Annotated in this window: 19 protein-coding genes; 16 read left to right on the forward strand and 3 right to left on the reverse strand. The window is 70.0% G+C overall.

The genetic code is table 11. The annotated features are described in order from the left end of the window. Positions 1–44 precede the first annotated feature (44 nt). The 6 genes from ACIRF8_RS03210 to ACIRF8_RS03235 all read left to right on the forward strand — a co-directional run bounded on the left by ACIRF8_RS03210 (position 45) and on the right by ACIRF8_RS03235 (position 6,158). The gene (locus tag ACIRF8_RS03210) at positions 45–1,244 is read left to right on the forward strand and encodes an ROK family protein (protein ID WP_404210289.1); all 1,200 of its coding nucleotides are present in this window, start codon (positions 45–47) and stop codon (positions 1,242–1,244) included. Positions 1,245–1,427: 183 nt separating this feature from the next. Further along, positions 1,428–2,252 (forward strand): hypothetical protein, encoded by an 825-nt coding sequence (locus tag ACIRF8_RS03215; protein ID WP_404210291.1) that lies wholly within the window; start codon positions 1,428–1,430, stop codon positions 2,250–2,252. 32 nt (positions 2,253–2,284) lie between these two features. Further along, positions 2,285–2,506: a hypothetical protein gene (locus ACIRF8_RS03220; RefSeq protein WP_404210293.1), complete on the forward strand. Its 222-nt coding sequence runs from the start codon at positions 2,285–2,287 to the stop codon at positions 2,504–2,506. Between the two features lie 286 nt (positions 2,507–2,792). Continuing rightward, the gene (locus ACIRF8_RS03225; RefSeq protein ID WP_404210295.1) at positions 2,793–3,512 is read left to right on the forward strand and encodes an ABC transporter permease; all 720 of its coding nucleotides are present in this window, start codon (positions 2,793–2,795) and stop codon (positions 3,510–3,512) included. 42 nt (positions 3,513–3,554) lie between these two features. Next, positions 3,555–4,616: a 2-aminoethylphosphonate ABC transporter substrate-binding protein gene (locus ACIRF8_RS03230; protein WP_404210297.1), complete on the forward strand. Its 1,062-nt coding sequence runs from the start codon at positions 3,555–3,557 to the stop codon at positions 4,614–4,616. Between the two features lie 51 nt (positions 4,617–4,667). Continuing rightward, positions 4,668–6,158, forward strand: coding sequence for an alkaline phosphatase family protein (locus ACIRF8_RS03235; RefSeq protein WP_404210299.1), 1,491 nt, complete (start codon positions 4,668–4,670; stop codon positions 6,156–6,158). 109 nt (positions 6,159–6,267) lie between these two features. On the opposite strand, the gene ACIRF8_RS03240 is transcribed toward ACIRF8_RS03235, so the two are convergent. Next, the gene (locus ACIRF8_RS03240) at positions 6,268–7,047 is read right to left on the reverse strand and encodes an HAD-IIA family hydrolase (RefSeq protein ID WP_404210301.1); all 780 of its coding nucleotides are present in this window, start codon (positions 7,045–7,047) and stop codon (positions 6,268–6,270) included. A gap of 886 nt (positions 7,048–7,933) precedes the next feature. Between ACIRF8_RS03240 and ACIRF8_RS03245 the strand changes: the two genes are divergently transcribed. From ACIRF8_RS03245 to ACIRF8_RS03270, 6 genes are all read left to right on the forward strand, one after another. After that, on the forward strand, positions 7,934–8,473 hold the full coding sequence (locus ACIRF8_RS03245; protein ID WP_404210303.1) for a hypothetical protein: 540 nt from the start codon (positions 7,934–7,936) through the stop codon (positions 8,471–8,473). After that, positions 8,473–10,116 (forward strand): hypothetical protein, encoded by a 1,644-nt coding sequence (locus tag ACIRF8_RS03250; protein WP_404210305.1) that lies wholly within the window; start codon positions 8,473–8,475, stop codon positions 10,114–10,116. The genes ACIRF8_RS03245 and ACIRF8_RS03250 overlap by 1 nt, the downstream gene beginning before the upstream one ends. A gap of 31 nt (positions 10,117–10,147) precedes the next feature. After that, positions 10,148–11,446, forward strand: coding sequence for a type VII secretion-associated serine protease mycosin (gene mycP / locus ACIRF8_RS03255; protein WP_404210307.1), 1,299 nt, complete (start codon positions 10,148–10,150; stop codon positions 11,444–11,446). 204 nt (positions 11,447–11,650) lie between these two features. Next, positions 11,651–12,097, forward strand: coding sequence for an amino acid ABC transporter permease (locus ACIRF8_RS03260; RefSeq protein WP_404210309.1), 447 nt, complete (start codon positions 11,651–11,653; stop codon positions 12,095–12,097). A gap of 3 nt (positions 12,098–12,100) precedes the next feature. Continuing rightward, positions 12,101–13,900, forward strand: a complete 1,800-nt coding sequence (locus ACIRF8_RS03265; protein WP_404210311.1) for an alpha/beta hydrolase — start codon at positions 12,101–12,103, stop codon at positions 13,898–13,900. A gap of 110 nt (positions 13,901–14,010) precedes the next feature. After that, positions 14,011–14,508 carry a hypothetical protein gene (locus ACIRF8_RS03270; protein ID WP_404212250.1) on the forward strand — a complete coding sequence of 166 codons (498 nt, stop codon included), beginning with the start codon at positions 14,011–14,013 and terminating at the stop codon, positions 14,506–14,508. Between the two features lie 14 nt (positions 14,509–14,522). Here the strand turns inward: ACIRF8_RS03270 and ACIRF8_RS03275 are convergent, their stop codons facing one another. Next, the gene (locus ACIRF8_RS03275) at positions 14,523–14,750 is read right to left on the reverse strand and encodes a hypothetical protein (RefSeq protein WP_404210313.1); all 228 of its coding nucleotides are present in this window, start codon (positions 14,748–14,750) and stop codon (positions 14,523–14,525) included. Continuing rightward, a complete protein-coding gene (locus ACIRF8_RS03280) occupies positions 14,735–14,863 on the reverse strand; it encodes a hypothetical protein (RefSeq protein WP_404210315.1) in 129 nt (42 codons plus the stop codon). The genes ACIRF8_RS03275 and ACIRF8_RS03280 overlap by 16 nt, the downstream gene beginning before the upstream one ends. Before the next feature lie 359 nt (positions 14,864–15,222). On the opposite strand from ACIRF8_RS03280, the gene ACIRF8_RS03285 reads away from it, so the two are divergent. The 4 genes from ACIRF8_RS03285 (at position 15,223) to ACIRF8_RS03300 (ending at position 18,197) form a co-directional block, all read left to right on the forward strand. Further along, positions 15,223–15,435: an HAD hydrolase-like protein gene (locus ACIRF8_RS03285; RefSeq protein WP_404210317.1), complete on the forward strand. Its 213-nt coding sequence runs from the start codon at positions 15,223–15,225 to the stop codon at positions 15,433–15,435. 72 nt (positions 15,436–15,507) lie between these two features. Continuing rightward, entirely contained in the window at positions 15,508–16,065 is a 558-nt protein-coding gene (locus ACIRF8_RS03290; RefSeq protein WP_404210319.1) for a hypothetical protein, read from the forward strand. A gap of 8 nt (positions 16,066–16,073) precedes the next feature. Further along, the gene (locus ACIRF8_RS03295) at positions 16,074–16,730 is read left to right on the forward strand and encodes a class F sortase (protein WP_404210321.1); all 657 of its coding nucleotides are present in this window, start codon (positions 16,074–16,076) and stop codon (positions 16,728–16,730) included. Between the two features lie 456 nt (positions 16,731–17,186). After that, complete coding sequence (locus ACIRF8_RS03300) at positions 17,187–18,197, forward strand: glycoside hydrolase family 6 protein (RefSeq protein WP_404210323.1); 1,011 nt, start codon at positions 17,187–17,189, stop codon at positions 18,195–18,197. Positions 18,198–18,226: the final 29 nt, after the last annotated feature.

The raw sequence follows: 18,226 nt of genomic DNA on the forward strand, positions 1-18,226 counted from the left end.
AGCAACGGTGTTGCCAAAGTGCAAGCGCGGGGGACAATGGACAGGTGAACACCCACGTAAGGCCCACCGCGGGCGTGAACCTGACCGCCCTGCGCGGGCACAACGCCGCCCTCGTGCTCGACCTGCTGCGCACGGCGGGCGAGGCCGGCATCAGCCGCCTGGAGATCGCCGAGCGCACCGGCCTGACCCCGCAGGCCGTCAGCAAGATCACGGCCCGGCTTCGCGGTGAAGGGCTCGCCGTGGAGGCGGGCCGCCGGGCCTCCACCGGCGGCAAGCCGCGCACCGTGCTGCGCCTGGTGGCGGGCGCCGGGTACGCGGTCGGCCTGCACCTGGACCGCGACGAGCTGCGCGCCGTCCTGACCGACCTGGCCGGCACGGTCGTCGCCGCCCGCTGCTCCCCGCTCGACCTCGGCGCGGGCGCCGACGCGGTCCTCTCCGCCACCGCCTGCGAGGTGGACGCGCTGCTCGACGCGGGCGCGGCTGCCTCTGGCCGCGGAGCAGAGGCCCGGGGCGAGGGGAAGGGCGGCGCGGCCGTGCTCGGCGTGGGTGTCGCCGTGCCGGGCCCGCTCGACCATGCCGACGGGGTGCTGCACCGGGTCACCGGGTTTCCGCAGTGGGACGGGTTCCCGCTGCGGGACGCGCTCGCCGAGCGGCTGGGACTCCCCGTCGTCGTCGACAAGGACACGAACGCGGCGGCGCTCGGCCTCGCCCTCGAAGGCGCCGCGGGAGACGGCGAGCGCTCCTTCGCCTACCTCCACCTCGGCACCGGGCTCGGCGCGGGGCTCGTGCTCGGCGGCGCGCTCTACCGCGGGGCGCGCACCGGGGCGGGCGAGTTCGGCCACCAGGTCATCCAGTTGGACGGCCCGCTGTGCGACTGCGGCAACCGCGGCTGCGTCGAGGCGCTGTGCCTGGCGGCGGTCGCGGGGGCCACGGACGGCGACGACGCCGATCACGGCTCTGGTCTCGACGAGGCCGCGCGGGTGCTCGGGGAGGGCGCCGGGAACCTGGTCGGTCTGCTCGACATCGACGCGGTGCTGCTGGGCGGCCGGACCGTCCTCGCCGCCGAGGAGCGGTTCGTACGCGGTGTGGCCCGGGTGCTCGACGCCCGCGCGCGGCGCGAGGGCGGCGGCCCCCCGGTACCGGTACGCGCCGCGCCCGGCGGGGCGACCCTGGTCGTCGAAGGCGCCGCGCAACTGATCCTCGCCCCCCTCTTCGGGCGCGGGCGAGCGGCCTCACCGAGCTGAGCGCCGCCGCAACCCGAACCGGCCCGAAAGTGAGCTGATCGTGGGGGATTCGGCGGCCATCGGGCCGTACGCGGCCGTGTCCCGGCCGCCGTGCCGGGCGTCCGTGGCAGATTCCTGGGCCACGGCCGTCGTGCCCGCGGGACCGCGCCGGTCGTCCGACTCCGCGACCAGCAAAGGCCCTTCATGCGTCTGCGCCGCACGATCGCCACCGCCGCACACCTCACCGCCGCCGCCACCGTCGCCCTCCTGCCCGCGGGACCCGCCTCGGCGTACGCGGGGCACGCGCTCCGGGCGGACCGAGCCGGGCAGGCGTGCCAGGCCGCGGCGGACGGCCGTGACTTCCCGATCGCGACCAAGATCCACGAGGCGCCGCCGACCGTCTACCGCGCGGGCGGCGACCGCCGGACCTGGGCGCTCGACCTCACCAACACGACCCGCGTCGGCTGCGGCGCCCTCCACTCCGTCCTCGTCCTCGCCGACCGGCGCCACCGGTTGCGGTCCGCGCAGATCCGGCTGGAGTTCTCCGACGGCACGCGCTGGCGCCCGGTGCGGTTCGAGAAGACCGGCCACGGGGACCACGTCGGCGTCCTCGACGACGGCTTCCCGGGGTTCTCGGTCGGCCCGCGCCAGAAGGTCACCGTGCGGGTCCGGCTCGCGTTCACCCCCGACACCCTGCCGGGCCGCGTCGTCGCCACCGCCGCCCTCGTCCAGCGCCGGGGGGACGACGGCGACTGGGTGGGGGAGTCCGACGACTACCCCTTCGACATCGTCGCGGCCGATGGCGATGGCGATGACGGTGGTGGTGACGGCGACGGCGACGGCGAGGGCGACGCGGGTGGTGACGGTGGCGACGACGCGACCGGGCCGGGCCGGACCGTCGCCGGGCAACTCGCCGAGACGGGTCGCAGCCGCGCGCTGATCGGCCTGGGCATCATGTCCGGTGCCCTCCTCGTCGGCGGCGGCGCTCTGGTCGTGGGAGCCAGGCGTCTGCGCGGCGAGCAGCGCTGAGGGGATGGCGCCGAGCGGGTCGAGTGGGTTGTGTGGCGTCGGTGTGGGCGTCACGTCCGGCGCCCTTCTCGTCGGCGGCGGCGCTCTGGTCGTGGGAGCCAGGCGTCTGCGCGGCGAGCAGCGCTGAGGGGATGGTGCCGAGCGCGTCGAGCGGGTTGTGCGGCGTCGGCCTGGGCATCACGTCCGGCGTCCTTCTCGTCGGCGGCGGCGCTCTGGTCGTGGGAGCCAGGCGTCTGCGCGGCGAGCAGCGCTGAGGGGACGGCGCCGAGCGGGTCGAGTGGGTTGTGTGGCGTCGGTGTGGGCGTCACGTCCGGCGCCCTTCTCGTCGGCGGCGGCGCTCTGGTCGTGGGAGCCAGGCGTCTGCGCGGCGAGCAGCGCTGAGAGGACGGCGTCGAGCGGGTCGAGCGGGTTGTGCGGCGCGGGCCTGGGTATCACGTCCGGCGCCCTTCTCGTCGGCGGCGGCGTCCTGGTCGTGGGAGCCAGGCGTCTGCGCGGCGAGCAGCGCTGAGGGGATGGCGCCGAGCGCGTCGAGTGGGTTGTGTGGCGTCGGCCTGGGCGGCACGTCCTGTGCCCTTCTCGGCGGCGGCGGCGCTCTGGTCGTGGGAGCCAGGCGTCTGCGCGGCGAGCAGCGCTGAGAGGACGGCGCCGAGCGCGTCGAGTGGGTTGTGTGGCGTCGGCCTGGGCATCACGTCCGGCGCCCTCCTCGTCGGCGGCTGGGCCGCACTCGCGGCGGCGGCCCTGCGCGACCGGGGACGCCGCGCCATGGACGCCCTGTTCATGCTGCCGGTCGCCGTACCGTCCGTGGTCGTCGGCCTCGCCGTGCTCGTCGCGTTCAGCAAGCCGCCGATGCTCCTCAACGGCACCCGCTGGATCGTCGTCATCGCCCACACCGTCCTCGTCACCGCCTTCGCCCACCAGTCGGTCTCGGCCGCCGTCACCCGGCTCGACCCGGCGTACGAACAGGCCGCGGCCTCCCTCGGCGCCCGCCCCGCGTACGTCCTGTGGAAGGTCAGACTCCCGCTGCTGCTGCCCTCCCTGAACGCCGCCGCGGGCCTCTGCTTCGCCCTGTCCATGGGCGAGTTGAGCGCCACGATGATGCTCTACCCCCCGGACTGGATGCCGCTGCCGGTACAGATCTACGCGATCACCGACCGGGGCGCACTGTTCACCGGATCCGCAATCGCGGTGACCCTCATGGCCGCGACGCTCCTCGTGCTGCTCGCCGTCGCACGGCTGCGTACCAAAGCCTCGTACCGCTGACGCACCCCAACGCCCCTGCTCTCGCTAGGAGTTCACCTCGCCATGCGCACCAACACGCTCACCGCGGTCGCCGCCGCCACCGGCAGCCTCCTGCTCGCGACCGGCCTCACGGCCTGCGGCGGCAGCTCCTCGGCCGCCGACGAGAAGACCGTCACCGTATACAGCGCCGACGGTCTCAAGGGTGAGAACGGCGACGGCTGGTACGACCGGGTCTTCAAGGACTTCACAAGGAAGACCGGCATCAAGGTCGAGTACGTCGAGGGCGGCTCCGGCGAAATGGTGCAACGCGCCGTCCGGGAGAAGTCCCACACCCAGGCGGACGTCCTCGTCACCCTGCCCCCCTTCATCCAACAGGCCGCTGAAAAGCACCTGTTGGCCTCCTACGCGCCCGCGGGCGCCGACCGGGTCGACAGCGCCGACAAGGCCGCCGACGGTACCTGGACCTCCGTCGTCAACAACTACTTCGGCTTCATCCACAACAAGAAGGAGCTGAAAACGGCGCCCACCACGTGGGAGGAGCTGCTCGACGCGAAGTACAAGAACAAGCTCCAGTACTCCACACCGGGCGTCGCGGGCGACGGCACCGCCGTCCTCGTCAAGGCCATGCACGACTTCGGCGGCACACAGCAGGCCATGGACTACCTGAAGAAGCTCCAGGCCAACAACGTCGGCCCGTCCGCGTCCACCGGCAAGCTCGCCCCCAAGGTCGACAAGGGCGAACTCCTCGTCGCCAACGGCGATGTGCAGATGAACCACGCCCGGTCCAAGGACATGCCCCACCTCGGCATCTGGTTCCCGAGGGCGAGCGGCGGCAGGCCGACCACCTTCGCCCTCCCGTACGCGGCCGGCCTCGTGAAGAACGCCCCGCACACCGCGAACGGCAAGAAGCTCCTCGACTTCATGCTGGCCACCGAGCAGCAGCAGGAGGTCAGCGCCATCGGCGGCGGCTTCGCGGCCCGCACCGACGTCAAGGCCACGGACGAGAACGCCCGCGCACTCGCCAAGATCATGGACGGCGTCGAGATCTTCGAACCGGACTGGAACGACATGGCCGCCCACCTCCGGTCCTACGTGCAGGACTGGAAGTCCGCGACCGGCGGCTAAGGCCTGTGTGACCCCTCACCCGAAGACAGGGAAGAAATGTCCCATCACGGCATGTCCCGCCGCACGCTCCTCGCCGCCGCGGTCACCGGAGCCGCCACGCTCACCGTGGCCGGTCCGCGGGCAGGCACCGCACTCGCCGCAGCCAGGACCCCGAAGGTGCTGGTCATCGGCCTCGACGGCACGCTGCTCAACAGGATCAAGGACGCCGACGCACCCCGCCTCAAGGCGCTGATGGCGGCGGGCACGACCGCCCCCAGCTCGATCTACGCCGACCCGATGGCGCCCACCATGTCGGGCCCCGGCTGGTCGACGCTGATCACCGGCGTCTGGCCCGACAAGCACAACGTGAAGGACAACACCTTCACCGGCCACAGGTTCGCGCGGTACCCGGACTTCCTCACCCGTGCCGAGACCGCGAAGCCGGACCTGACGACGTACGCCGTCTCCTCCTGGGCACCGCTCACGGACACGGTCTTCTCGGCCGCGGTCGACACCCGCGTCTCCACACCGAGCGCGGAGTACGACACCGGCACCACCGGCCGGGCCGTCGCCCGGCTCCGCGACGCCGACCCGGACGCGGTCTTCGTCCAGCTCGACAACGTCGACCACGCGGGCCACACCTACGGCGCCGCGAGCAGGCAGTACCTCGACGCGATCCACGGCGTCGACACCCAGGTGGGGCAGATGGTCGACGCCGTCGCCTCCCGGCCCACGTACGGGAGTGAGGACTGGCTGATCCTCGTCACCGCCGACCACGGGCACACCGACGCGGGCGGCCACGGCGGTTCGACCTGGCCCGAGCGGCAGACGTTCCTGATCGCCGTCGGCGGGACCACGGCCGCGGGCTCGACCCGCTACGACGTGAAGATGCCGGACGTCGCCGCCACCGCCCTCGCCCACCTCGGCATCGCCCTCGACCCGGCCTGGGGACTGGACGGCCGCCCGCTCCAGCAGCCCGTGCCGGACGACTTCGACAGCCTGCGCGCCCGGCTCGGCGGTCCCGTCGACGAGACCGGCATCGGCGCGGGCGTACGCGGCTTCACCCACACCCCGCCCGACGGCTGGTCCGTGGACAACTCCGCGATGGGCGGCGGCGGGGTCACCGAATGGCGCGGCTGGACGTTCACCACGGACGAGTTCTGGACCGGGGCCGAACGCGACCAGCAGCGCGAGTGCAACGTCCGCGCCCGGAACGTCTTCGCGGTCGCCGACGGCGACGAATGGTCCGACAGGACGGTCTCGGGGACGTACGACTCGACCCTGGTCAGCCCGGACTTCCCGGTCACGGGCGGCCGTCCCGCCACCCTCGCGTACACGACCTTCTACCGCCAGGAGTCCCTGCAGAAGGGCGAGGTGCTCGTCTCCTACGACGGCGGGACCCCGGCCCTCGTGAAGACGTACACGGCGGACGTCCCCTCCCGCACCGAGACCGTCACCCTGTCCGTGCCCGCGGGTGTGACCAGGGCGAAGGTGCGGTTCCGGTACACCGGCGGCAACAACTGGTTCTGGACGATCGACGGGGTGAAGATCAGTCATCCCTGATTAGGCTGTGGGGCGTCGGCACAGAGTCGTCCCGGCGCCCCTCAGCCCACTGGAAACACCGTTGTCGCAGCGGACCGAGGGGCCTTCTGCGTTACAGGGGAACGGGGTGTCAGACGAGGTCGATCAGGTCCGCAATGGAGTCGACGACGTGCGTCGGCGTGTACGGGTACTGCTCGATGCTGTCCCGGCTGCTCAGACCAGTCATGACGAGGAACGTCTCCATGCCGGACTCAAGACCCGCCAGGACGTCGGTGTCCATCCGGTCGCCGATCATCGCGGCATTCTCGGAGTGGGCGCCGATCTTGTTGAGTCCGTGACGCATCATCAGCGGGTTCGGCTTGCCGATGAAGTACGGGTCCTTGCCGGTGGCCTTGGCGATCAGGGCGGCCACCGAGCCGGTTGCCGGCAGTGGGCCTTCCGCCGAGGGGCCGGTCTGGTCCGGGTTGGTGCAGATGAACTTCGCGCCCGCGTTGATGAGACGCACGGCCTTCGTCATGGACTCGAACGAGTACACCCTCGTTTCGCCCAAGATGATGTAGTCGGGGTCGACGTCGGACATCGTGTAGCCGACCTCGTGCAGGGCGGTGGTCAGACCGGCCTCACCGATCACGTACGCCGAGCCGCCGGGCCGCTGGGAGTCGACGAACTGCGCCGTCGCGAGGGCTGAGGTCCAGATGTTGTCGACCGGCATTTCCAGGCCCATGCGGGCCAGCCGGGCTTGCAGGTCGCGGGCCGTGTAGATCGAGTTGTTCGTCAGGACCAGGAACGGCTTGCCCGAATCCTGGAGCTTCTTCAGGAACCGGTCGGCGCCGGGGATCGGTACGCCCTCCTGGACGAGGACGCCGTCCATGTCGGTCAGCCACGCTTCGATCGGCCTGCGCTCGGTCATGATCTCCAACCCTCCGGCCCCTGGGCCCCTACATGCCGTCTGATCTGCGGCGCCAGCCTACGGGACGTGCCGCATCCGAGGATTGGAAAGGATGCGGGGGCTTTGGGGCGCGTGCACCCAGGACAGTGACCGTAATGAATGCAATCGCCTACCCCGTGATCACCGCCATGGGTCTCGGGCTCGTCTGTGTAAGTCTCAGCGTGTCCGCTGGGTGCCTCACATATCAGGCCGCCCATCAAGGCGAGTCGACCGCTCTTGCGGGCGCCAACGATGGGAAGCACCGTTCCGGGCCAAGAACGCGCACGACCTCCGCAGAGCCTGCGCAGAAGACGGCCAAGCTCCTGCGCGCCATCTCGGGGCCCGGCGGAAGCCGGGGGAATCACAGATCGGCGAGCGTGCTCATTCGCAACTGATCGTGAGCCTCCAAAAGGCCGGTTTGACGGCGCCGGAGACCACTGAGGCTGTCCCCGTCAGCCGTTCGCCGTTGTTCCGGCCCCGGAGCCCGCCCCCTCGACGTCGCCCTTCCGGGTTTCACCATCCCCCGAGCCCGGAGAGGCGGCACTCCCCGTCCGGCTTGGCCAGTGGTCGGCTCGGGGTTGCTAAGTGGGTTCCGTCCCGGGGCAGGAAGGCGGTGTCCGCCGAGCCCTGCGGTGCGTTCCTCCGCGTTCAGGTCGTGGGGGAGCGGACCCGGTCCAGTGGGCGGGCGCGGGCGCGAGCGGCTCGGGACGGAACCCGCCGAGTCACTTCGGACGGTGGGGGACGGCTACACGCCATTTCATTTGCGGGGAGGGCGTCTGAGTACCAGTACTCAGGTGTCGCAGGGTAGGACGCCACTACTGTCACGGTAGTTGGCGTGTAGGCCACGAGATGCGTTGGAGGAGGGCAGATGTCCACGGGGGACAACGGCTCTTGGGCGTCGGGTGCGTTCGACGCGATGAAGAATGCTGCGCAGGACGCAGCGGGCGCTACCGCGGACGTGATGACGGAGCTGACGTCGTTCACGAAGTTCCAAAAGCGTATCGACCAGCTCATCCATGACTTGAAGCAGTCTCCGGCCAGCGCGCATCAGGTGGGCATGGACCAGCCGACCCGGGCGAGCTACGGCGGGGCCTCAGGGTGGAGTCCGGCTGACGCGCTGCACACCGCGCACACCACGGTGGTGGAGTCGCTGGAGGAGCTGTCGAAGCTGGTCTCGGACTCGATCGAGGGCATGGGACTGGCGGTACTCGCCTCTCACCAGGGGTACGGGAACGTGGATGCGGATGTCCGCGACCGGCTCAACGCCATTCATGCGGAGGCGAAGAAGAACTTCGGCGGCGAGTACCGGCCTGATCTGCCCCGGCAGGCGGGCGAGCACGGAGCCGGGCAGGACCGTGCGAAGCCGTCGCCTGAGGCATCGGGCAGCGGCACGGCGGGTGACATCTGATGGGCGTGGATCCGTTCGCGAACATGTCGCATGAGGAGATGCTGGCCTGGATCGATGAGGCCGACCCCGGCACCGTGCAGGCCGGGGCCGACCGGTTTCTCGCGGCGGCCAAGGAGATCGAGAAGATCGCCGGTGAGCTCAAGACCCGTCCGCAGTACGTGGAGTGGAAGGGACAGGGCGCGGACTCCTTCCGCACATGGAGCGGTGACTTCGCCAACGCCACGCTGCGGGTCGCCGACTACGCCGCCGAATCCGGCATGTACCTCTCGCATGCCGCTGACGCGATCGCCCGTACGAAGGCGTCGGTACCTCGTACTGACGGTGGGGCACAGGCCAACATCGATGCGGCCAAGGCCGCGCCGCACGACCCGGATTCGAGCAGCATCCTGGCGAAGGCCACCGCACAGAAGGAGCAGGTGCGCCAGCAGACCGCCGACGAGATGACCAAGCTGGGGCAGTCCTATCAGCAGTCGGCGGAGCGGATCACGGCGCTGAAGAAGCCGACGATCCCGCCGCCGCCGAAGGCGATCGTGCCCGACAGCCAGAAGCAGGTCGACGCCTCCGAGCATGTCGCGGTCCCTGGCAGAACCGGCTCGGGTTCTTCTCCCGCTGCGCCGGCCGCAACACCAGGGCACACTGCCAGCGCGTCTGCGGGCGCCGCGCCCCAGACGCAACAGAGCACGGTGCCGGGCCACGGTGGAGAGGTGACAGCGGGCCGCACGCCTCATGTGGAGCCCGCCGCCAGCGTCCCGCACACCAGCATCGACTCCGCCGCAACCCTCCCCGATACGCGCACTACCGGGCCCTCTGTCACGCCGACTGTGCAGGGTCCGGGTACCGCGGGTCAGAGTGGACCGAACGTCCCTGTTCCGCCGCCCACGCTCGGGGGCACGGCGGGGCGCACCGGTCCCGTCTCGGGTACGAAGCTGCCGTCCGGGCCGGTGCCCAATGAGGGCCAGGGCCGTACGTATGGCACTGCGCGCCCTTCCGGACCGGGGCAGGGAACCGCTCGTCCGCGAGCGGGCATGCCCGGCCTCGAGGAAGGCCGCACGGCCACCGGAGGCCGTGCGATGCCCTCCGACCCGTACGGGCGGGCGCCGGGCGGCACTACCCGAGAAATTTCCGGGGGCCGTCCGACTCAGCAGCAGACGGGCAGGACGACGCCGTATCGCGGCACTGTCGTTGGCAGCGAACCGGCAGGCGGCACCACAGCAGGTGGCCGCACGGGAGCTGGCACCGGGCGCGCTGTTCCTGGCGGTACTCAGGCGGGCGGTCGTGCGCTGCCCACCAGGCGGGCTGGTGGCCGGGCTGGTACTTCCGCTTCCGAGCCGGTTACCGGACGGCCGGTAGCGGGACGCGGGCAGGCCGGTGTGCCCGAAGGACGCAGTTCGGCGCAGAGCCGAGGCGTCATGGGTGCGCCGCCGGCGCAGCGCAACGCTCGTACGGCCTCGGGTGAGCGTGCCGTACCTGGAAAGGCCCCGGTTTCTCGGGATGGGATCGCTGGTGGAACGGGCTCGGCTCAGCGCGACAACAAGAAGCGCCGTAAGCAGGACCGCCGCGACCAGCGTCCGGAGTTCGTGACCGAGGACGAGGAGACCTGGCTGCCGGACGGACGCCGTATCGTGCCCCCCACCGTCGACTGACTCGCCTCGCAGGAAACGGATTCCCCTCCCCATGCCCAGCCCCCGCTCTCTCGCCCGCCGCACGGCGGTAACCGCCGGAACCGCTTTGCTCCTGGCCGCCTCCGCCCTGTCCGCCCACGCGGAGTCGGCCCGGGACCAGCAATGGTTCCTGGACGCCATGAAGGCCGAGCAGATGTGGAAGACCAGCACCGGTAAGGGCGTGACGGTCGCCGTCATCGACACCGGGGTGGATGCGAACCATCCCGACCTCAAGGGGCAGGTTCTGCCCGGCAAGGACCTGGCCCCGAAGAAGCCGGGCGACGAGCACACCGACTATGACGGCCACGGCACCGGCATGGCCGGACTCATCGCTGGCACCGGTACCCGCCCCGGAGGGACTGGTGCATTCGGACTTGCTCCCGGAGCAGAGATTCTCCCTGTCCGCTTGCCCTTCTCCGACGCGCTCTCACAGGCGGAAGGCGACAAGGTATTCGTCAAGGCAACGTCCGAGGCGATCCGTTACGTCGCCGATGAGGGTGCCAAGGTCATCAACATTTCCCAGGCATCCACGCTCGGTGGGACGCAGTTGACCGAGGCCGTCAAGTACGCGCTCGACAAAGGGGCGTTGGTCTTCGCGGGCGTCGGAAACGACGCCAACGAAGGGAACTCGGTCATGTATCCGGCCGCAACTCCGGGCGTCGTAGGCGTCGCCGCTGTCGGAAAAGACCTCAAGCGGACAACGGAGTCAGAGTACGGTCCGCAGGTCGACATGGCCGCACCCGGCGAGGACATGATCGAAGCATGCGGAGGCGGCACAGGATTGTGCCGGTCCCACGGCACCAGTGACGCCACCGCGCTCGCGTCAGCCAGCGCAGCCCTGATCTGGTCCGCACACCCGAAGTGGACGAACAACCAGGTGCTGCGCGTCATGCTGAACACGATCGGCGCCCCGGTCGACGGGGCGAAGCGCACGGATGCGATCGGCTACGGCATCGTCCGCCCGCGCGTCGCGCTGACCAATCCCGGCGACCCGGGTCCGGCCGACACGTATCCGCTGCCGGACTTCCCGGTGAAGGCGGGCAGCAAGCCGTCGTCCGCACCGGCCGGGGGCGGCACGAAGGAGAAGACGTCCGCCCCGAAGGACAGCGGCTCGTCAAGTCCGGTGGCGTGGGTCGCGGGCGGGGTGGGCGGCCTGGTCGTTGTCGCCGCGGTGGTCGGGTTCGCCGTGGTGCGCCGCCGCAAGCAGGCGGCCGGATCCGGACACGTCGCACAGCCGAATCCTTCGTACGGTCCGCCGCCGTCGTACGGACCGACCAGCACGAATCCGCAGGACCCGCACCGACCGTATTGAGCCACACCCATATCCGGCCTGCGTGCTTCCTGCCCGCGGTGCGGGTCTAGGTACGGATACTCAGGCCCGGATTTGAGTGATCGCACGGACGCATCACAACTGCGACGTACGTAACGTGTAGTTCGGCTGCCGAAGCCATCACAGCACGACGGAGCCGATGCGCTCTTCGGTAGTCGTCATGGAGAACGGGGAGGGTACTCGCCTATGGCGTGGGACGAGTGGGAACAGCTCACGAGCGAAGCCGCCGAGCGGCGCACCACGCACATGCAGCTCAACAGCCTCCAGGGCGAGGGCGGCTACGCCAAGCCGTCAGGTAGCGGAGGAGGTACCGGCACGCTCAAGCACAAGGGCGGCCCCTGGACCAAGGCTGCGGGCACCGCGGACGACCTCCAGACCAGCACGATCGATGCCCAGGTAGCCCTGCACAGCGCCCACGAAGGCACGGGCGGCGGCCTGACAGGACTGGCCAGCCTCGGCTCACTCAAGACCGTGCACAAGTCGTGGCACGACCGTCTCGGCCGCGTACGCGAGGAATGCAGCTCCCTCGAACCCAAGCTGCGGCAGGTCGCCGTGGACCTCGGTGAAGTGGACGCCGACGTGGCGAACAAGGCGAAGGCGGTTCCCGTCCCGGGCACGAGGAGGGGCGAGTAGATCGTGGCCGCGGCATCCGCCCTGACCTGGCAACAACTTCGTGACCTGAAGCTGTCCGAGCTGTCCGACGCCGCCGACGGCTGGGCCGCCACATCGAAGTTCGCCGACCACGCCCGTGAGAGAGTGGACGGCGACATGAGCGGCAAACTCTCCAAGACCCAGGAGAGCGAGTCCGCCCGCTCGGCCGTCAAGCGACTGAAGCGGCTCAGCGAGAACTACCACTACATCCAGACCGAGACGGGGCTGATCCGAGGCACGCTCGACGGACTCGCCAGCGAACTCGTCGCCCCGCAGCGCCGACTGCGTGATGCTCTCGACGACGCGGCTGCTTTGGGATATACGGTCAACGACGACGGCAGCATCGACTACCCGGCCGGCGGCAAGAACGCGCTGACCGATGATGCGATTCCGGGCGGCACGGTGATGGGCAACAACGGCCTCATCGGTGCCGGAAACCCTGGCATGTACCGCGACGGCAACGGCATGTACGACCCCGCTCCGGGCCCGGATGCCCCGCAACTGAAGAGCCCCAATCCTCACCGCGCCAAGGCCCAGGACGCCGCAGACCGCATCGCTCATGCCCTGCGCGAGGCCTGCGAAATCGACGAACGATACAGTTCGGCCCTTCACAAGCTCAAAGCCGCACCCGGCCTCACCGTCGACAACAAGACGTGGGCGAACGTGGCGGGCGACGTCGACGCCGTGGGGAACGCCGCCAGTAAATATCTGGCAGATCAGGTGCTGGACAAGTCACCGGCTGAGCGCAAGGCATGGTGGGACCACCTGAGCAAGGATGAACGTCAGGAATACCTCACGTCCTTCCCCGACGTGATCGGGAACCTCGACGGAATCCCGGCTACGGTGCGCGATGAAGCGAATCGTGAAACCCTTCCCTTGGTGATTGCCTCCCTCGAGGGAAAAACCAGCGACGGCGCACAAGATAAACTCGCGGGACTCAAGGGTATTCAGGCGAAGCTGTCTCATGATTCGCACCCGCCCATGTATCTGCTTGGGTTTGGAACGGAGGGGAAAGGTCGAGCCATTGTCAGCTACGGCAATCCTGATGCCTCGAAGAACGTGTCTTCATACGTTCCAGGTCTCGGCACGGCCCTCGATGGGGATTTCGCCGATGACACGGTGCGCAGGGCCTATCAGACGGCTAAGGCGGCCCAAAAGTTCGACCCATCCAGCGCCTCCATTGTCTGGCTGGGATATGACGCACCGGGCTTCAAGGACGTAATGTCGACGACCGATGCAAACAATGGGGCGCCTGACTATAACTCGTTCATGGACGGTATCCAGGCGACCAATGAGCACAAGGACCCACACATCACAGCGATCGGCCACTCCTACGGTTCGCTGACTGTGGGGACAGCCGCACGGCAGGACGGCGGGATCCCCGGCGCCGACGACATCGTGCTGCTCGGCAGCCCTGGAACAGGAGCGCAGACCGCTTCGGAGCTGAACGTCGACAAGGGGCATGTGTTCGTCGGCTCTGCCGACAACGACCCAGTGACAAAGCTACCGTCGTTGGCTGACGTGCTCGTCAGCGGAAGCCCCGTCCTCAGCGCGGCGACCTCGGGAGACGACCAGCTCTGGTTCGGCAGAGACCCGGCGAGTAGGGGCTTCGGCGCGATCAGGATGGAGAGCGGCGACGGCCCGCTCCCCGTGCTGTCGAACCAGGGTCCAACTCCTGCGCATTCCGGGTACTTTGATCCGTCCAGGAACCCTTCGGCGGCCGACAACATCGCTAAGATCGTCGCCGGACATCCAGATTCGATCACGACAGAGGCCCCGCGGTGAAGAACGTCCCCATTCGCATCGCTGTCCCTATGCTTGCCGTAGCTTTCGTAGCGGGCTGCGGGGCTGACGACAATAATTCGCACTCCCCCCAAAGGAGTTCCAGCGTGAATATGCAGGAGGCCGCAGAAAAGGCGGACCGACTGATCGGCAACACGCTGTCTTCTGTGCAGCCTCCCTTGGAATGGACGCACGATGAATCCGACAGCGGAATGTGCGCCGACGTGCCAGAACTAGGCGACGTCACACGCCGAGCTGTGGTCATGACCCAGGTTTCCGAGGAACGTAGAGGGTCGCTTCTCGGGCTAATCGAACGGGCATGGAAGAAGTCGGGCTACAAAATCACCCGAGTCAACCCCGACAAGGAGCTGCCCGCCATCTACGCCGATGCCGGTGACGGGGTTCTGAAGATGGGCTTGAGTGTCGGGTATAAGGGGCAATTCTTCCTGGAAGTTCAAACAGCCTGCGTGGACAAGTCGAAGGTGTCGCAGCCCGCTACTCCGGGAAAGGGCACAGACTACCGAGGGAAGGACGTGCCCACCCCCAACGTGCACTCCGACTTCTGGTCCTCCGAAAAGCCGATCCCCGCGGCAACGCCGGATGGAAGCTGAGGTAACGCGCTTCGTCAGCCCACGGGCGCGAGCGCGACCAGGAGGGGCCCGGCGCCCTTGTTCCACTCCCGCCCGGCGTCCACGGCCGCTCGGCCTTCGAGCGTGACGCCTGCCCGGAGCGGGGTGAGGAACGCCTCGCGGAAGACGGCCGCACCGATGCGTTCGGTGAGCACCACGGTCGCCTCGCGGTAGCTGTCCCCCGTCCATTCGTCCATGTGCTCGCCGATCAGCGTCCACGCCATCTTGATCGCAACGTGAACGGCAGGCCGGACAGCGAGTTGAGGTACTCGGCACGGTGCCGTCCGCCGGCAGCCATCCCGGCCTCGACCATCTCCGTGGTGTCGCCGGTCATCATGGAGGCGAGTCTCGACGGGCGGTAAAGGCGGACATGTCGGCGGAGAAGTAGAGCGTCGGCAACGCCACCTGTGCCGTCCAGTACAGGGCGAAGCCACTCTTCCGCGCCGCTCCAGCCCGCGATCAGTACCACCTCGCCGTGACGCGGGCGGCTCTGCGTGCAGGGCGAGCGACCTAGCGAGGGGTCAGCAAAAGGTCGTCCGCCTGATCAACGGCGGGGCCCGCTTCATCTGCACCAACCCGGACGAGACGGGCCCCTCCACCGAGGGTCCGCTGCCCGCCACGGGCGCCGTCGCGGCCCTGATCACGAAGGCGACGGGCAAGCAGCCGTACTTCGCGGGCAAGCCCAACCCACTGATGATGCGGACCGGCCTGAACGCCATCGGGGCGCACTCCGAGACCAGCGCCATGATCGGCGACCGGATGGACACCGACGTCCTGGCGGGCCTGGAGGCGGGCATGCAGACGTTCCTCGTGCGCACCGGGCTCACCAGCGACGCCGACATCGCGAAGTACCCCTTCACGCCGTCGCACGTCGTCGACTCCATCGCGGACCTCGTGGACCTGGTCTGACCTGCGGCCGGACCCTCCCGGGATGCGGAAACCGGCCGGACGCGTGAACCTGCCATTACCAGGAGGTTCACGATGCGTGCAGGTCCGCTTGCTCTCAGTGCCGCCGCGGCGGCCGTCGTCCTGGTGACCGCGCCGGTCACCACCGCACAGGCCGCCGAGTCCGGCGGAACCGTCTCCGTAGGCCCCTCCGCGGCCCCGGCGGGCACCGACGTCGATCTGCGGGTGAGCGGTTGCGACGGCACCACGGGACGCGCCCGCTCCGAGGTCTTCGCCGCCCCCGCCGTGCTCGCCCCGGCCGCGGACCGGTCCCCCACCCTCTTCGCCGAGGCCCGCGTACGCTCGTCGGCCACCCCCGGCGACTACGAGGTCGTCGTGGTCTGCGACGGCGTCGACGGCAAGGTCAGGGGCACCGTCCGGGTCGTCGCGCCCGGCGCCTCGCCCGCCGCGACGCCGACCGCGCTCGTCCACGCCGGGGGCGGCGGCGCCGCCGACCGGCTCGCCGCGCCGGGCGCGGCGGTGTCGGACGGCCCCGGCACCCGGCACGCCGTCATCGGCCTGGTGCTCACCGCGGTCGCGGCGGTCGCCGTGGCCTTCCGCAGCGTCCGGCGCCGCCGGTCCACCTCGCGGTAGGGGGCGTCATGAGTGACCGGTCGCACGGTGTGGGACGCCTGATCACGGGCGTCGCCTGGGCGGTCCTGCTGCTCGGCCTGTGGCTCTGGGGCCGCGGCATCACCGACCTGAACCTTTCCTCGCCGACCACCGGCGACGCCGCCGCCGTCGGCCGCCCCTTCGCCGTCCGACTGCCCGGCGCCCACGCCCCCGTCCGGGCGGCGACACCGCGGCGCATCGACATCGACGCCCTGCACATCGAGGCCCCCGTCGTGGCGCGCGGCCTGGACGGCGGCGGCGCCGTCGACCCGCCGCCCTACGACCGGCCCGGTGTCGTCGGCTGGTACGGCGGCGGCGCCCGGCCCGGGGAGCGGGGCACGGCCCTGTTCGTCGGGCACGTCGACACCCGGAGCGAGCCCGCCGTCTTCTACCACCTCAGCGAGGCCAAGAGCGGCGACAAGATCAGGGTCGAGCGCGAGGACGGCACCGTCGTGGTGTTCACCGTCGACGACGTCCAGGTCTTCTCCCGCACCTCGTTCGACGCCGACAAGGTCTACGGCCCGCACCACGCCGACCGCGCCGAACTCCGCCTCATCACCTGCGGCGGCACCTTCGACAAGACGTCGCGTACGTACACCGCGAACGTCGTCGTCTCCGCCTACCTGACAGCGGTGGACGAGGCCTGACGGCAGGGGTGTCGACCTTCGGGGGCACCTGCCCGGTCGGCGGTTCGCTCCCCCCGGAGCCGCCGACCGGGTAGGTCCTCGACCGCGCGCGCGGCGAGTTGCGGGAGTAACCCGGCGTCGGCGCGGGAGGTTCGAGGAGCGCGTACGGTCCTGAAGATCCTGCGGGCCGAGGTCCGGGGCCACTGCAACCGACTGTAGAACGGATGCGCCGTCCGGCCTAGAGGGCGTCCGACGCCGGGTGCAGGGTGGGACGCGCGGGGTGGTCGTCGCCCGCGGCGCCCGGGACGGTGCCGTTCGAAGCGTGTGCGATCGCCCATCCCGGCACTCCGCGCACGCGTGCGTCCGCCCAGGTGGAGCGCGCTGTAACAGGTCTCTGACAAGCGACGTCGGACCGCGTGACGGGCGCCGGGCGTATGACACGATTGAAGGCCAGTCAGTGCACCCAAGGGGGAGTGGATGTACCGGAAACTGAGGGCCGGCGCAGTCGTCGTGGGGGCGGCGCTGCTCGTGTCCGCGTGTTCCTCCGCAGACGGGGACGGCAAGGACGGGGACAGCTCCTCGAACCCGCCGGTGAAGCAGCAGCCGAAGAGCGCCGACCCGTTCTGGGTCAATCCGGACAGCAAGGCGGCGCGGGCCGTCGCGGACCTGGAGAAGGACGGCAAGGGCGACGAGGCCGACAAGGTCCGCAAGATCGCCGAGCAGCCCAGCGGGGAGTGGATCCTCCCGGAGAACGCGGAGAGCCAGGCCCGCGGTTACACGCAGGCCGCGCAGAAGGCGGACCGGGACGCACTGCTCGTCCTCTACAACATCCCGCACCGCGACTGCGGCCAGTACTCGGGCGGCGGTGCCGCCGACGGTGACGCGTACCGGGAGTGGATCGACCAGGTCGCGGCGGGCATCGGGGACCGGCCCGCGACCGTCATCCTGGAGCCCGACGCCGTCCAGCACATGGTGGACAACTGCACGCCCGAGCAGTTCCACGAGGAGCGGTACGACCTGCTCAACGGCGCGGTCGACAAGCTCACGGCCCTGAAGAACACCACGGTCTACCTGGACGCGGGCAACGCGGGCTGGGGCAAGCCCGACGCGATCCACCAGCCGTTGCAGCGGTCCGGGATCGCGCGGGCCGACGGCTTCTCGGTGAACGTGTCGAACTTCTACACCACCGAGGACTCCGTGAAGTACGGCAAGGAACTCTCGGCGAAGGTCGGCGGCAAGCCGTTCGTCATCGACACCAGCAGGAACGGGAACGGGCCGTACACCGGCGGCTCCGCCGACGAGCGGTGGTGCAATCCGCCGGGCCGCGCGCTCGGCGAGGCTCCGACCACCAAGACCGGCGACCCGCTGGTGAAGGCGTATCTGTGGGTCAAGCGGCCGGGCGAGTCGGACGGCACGTGCAAGGGCGGCCCCAAGGCCGGTGAATGGTGGGGCGAGTACGCGACGAAGCTCGCCGAGGCCGGCGACTAGCCGGCCGCAGCGCCTGGGGCGCGGGGATC

It is taken from the genome of Streptomyces sp. NPDC102406 (assembly GCF_044765725.1).
Lineage (GTDB): Bacteria > Actinomycetota > Actinomycetes > Streptomycetales > Streptomycetaceae > Streptomyces.

Excerpts from the sequence above, each read along its gene's own strand:
- ACIRF8_RS03250 (WP_404210305.1), top strand. The coding sequence starts at position 8,473 with ATGGGCGTGGATCCGTTCGCGAACATGTCGCATGAGGAGATGCTGGCC.
- ACIRF8_RS03215 (WP_404210291.1), top strand. The coding sequence starts at position 1,428 with ATGCGTCTGCGCCGCACGATCGCCACCGCCGCACACCTCACCGCCGCC.
- ACIRF8_RS03275 (WP_404210313.1), bottom strand. The coding sequence starts at position 14,750 with ATGGCGTGGACGCTGATCGGCGAGCACATGGACGAATGGACGGGGGAC.
- ACIRF8_RS03245 (WP_404210303.1), top strand. The coding sequence starts at position 7,934 with ATGTCCACGGGGGACAACGGCTCTTGGGCGTCGGGTGCGTTCGACGCG.
- ACIRF8_RS03285 (WP_404210317.1), top strand. The coding sequence starts at position 15,223 with ATGCGGACCGGCCTGAACGCCATCGGGGCGCACTCCGAGACCAGCGCC.
- ACIRF8_RS03295 (WP_404210321.1), top strand. The coding sequence starts at position 16,074 with ATGAGTGACCGGTCGCACGGTGTGGGACGCCTGATCACGGGCGTCGCC.
- ACIRF8_RS03235 (WP_404210299.1), top strand. The coding sequence starts at position 4,668 with ATGTCCCGCCGCACGCTCCTCGCCGCCGCGGTCACCGGAGCCGCCACG.
- ACIRF8_RS03240 (WP_404210301.1), bottom strand. The coding sequence starts at position 7,047 with ATGACCGAGCGCAGGCCGATCGAAGCGTGGCTGACCGACATGGACGGC.
- ACIRF8_RS03260 (WP_404210309.1), top strand. The coding sequence starts at position 11,651 with ATGGCGTGGGACGAGTGGGAACAGCTCACGAGCGAAGCCGCCGAGCGG.
- ACIRF8_RS03300 (WP_404210323.1), top strand. The coding sequence starts at position 17,187 with ATGTACCGGAAACTGAGGGCCGGCGCAGTCGTCGTGGGGGCGGCGCTG.
- ACIRF8_RS03230 (WP_404210297.1), top strand. The coding sequence starts at position 3,555 with ATGCGCACCAACACGCTCACCGCGGTCGCCGCCGCCACCGGCAGCCTC.
- ACIRF8_RS03280 (WP_404210315.1), bottom strand. The coding sequence starts at position 14,863 with ATGATGACCGGCGACACCACGGAGATGGTCGAGGCCGGGATGGCTGCC.
- ACIRF8_RS03270 (WP_404212250.1), top strand. The coding sequence starts at position 14,011 with ATGCAGGAGGCCGCAGAAAAGGCGGACCGACTGATCGGCAACACGCTG.
- ACIRF8_RS03290 (WP_404210319.1), top strand. The coding sequence starts at position 15,508 with ATGCGTGCAGGTCCGCTTGCTCTCAGTGCCGCCGCGGCGGCCGTCGTC.
- mycP (WP_404210307.1), top strand. The coding sequence starts at position 10,148 with ATGCCCAGCCCCCGCTCTCTCGCCCGCCGCACGGCGGTAACCGCCGGA.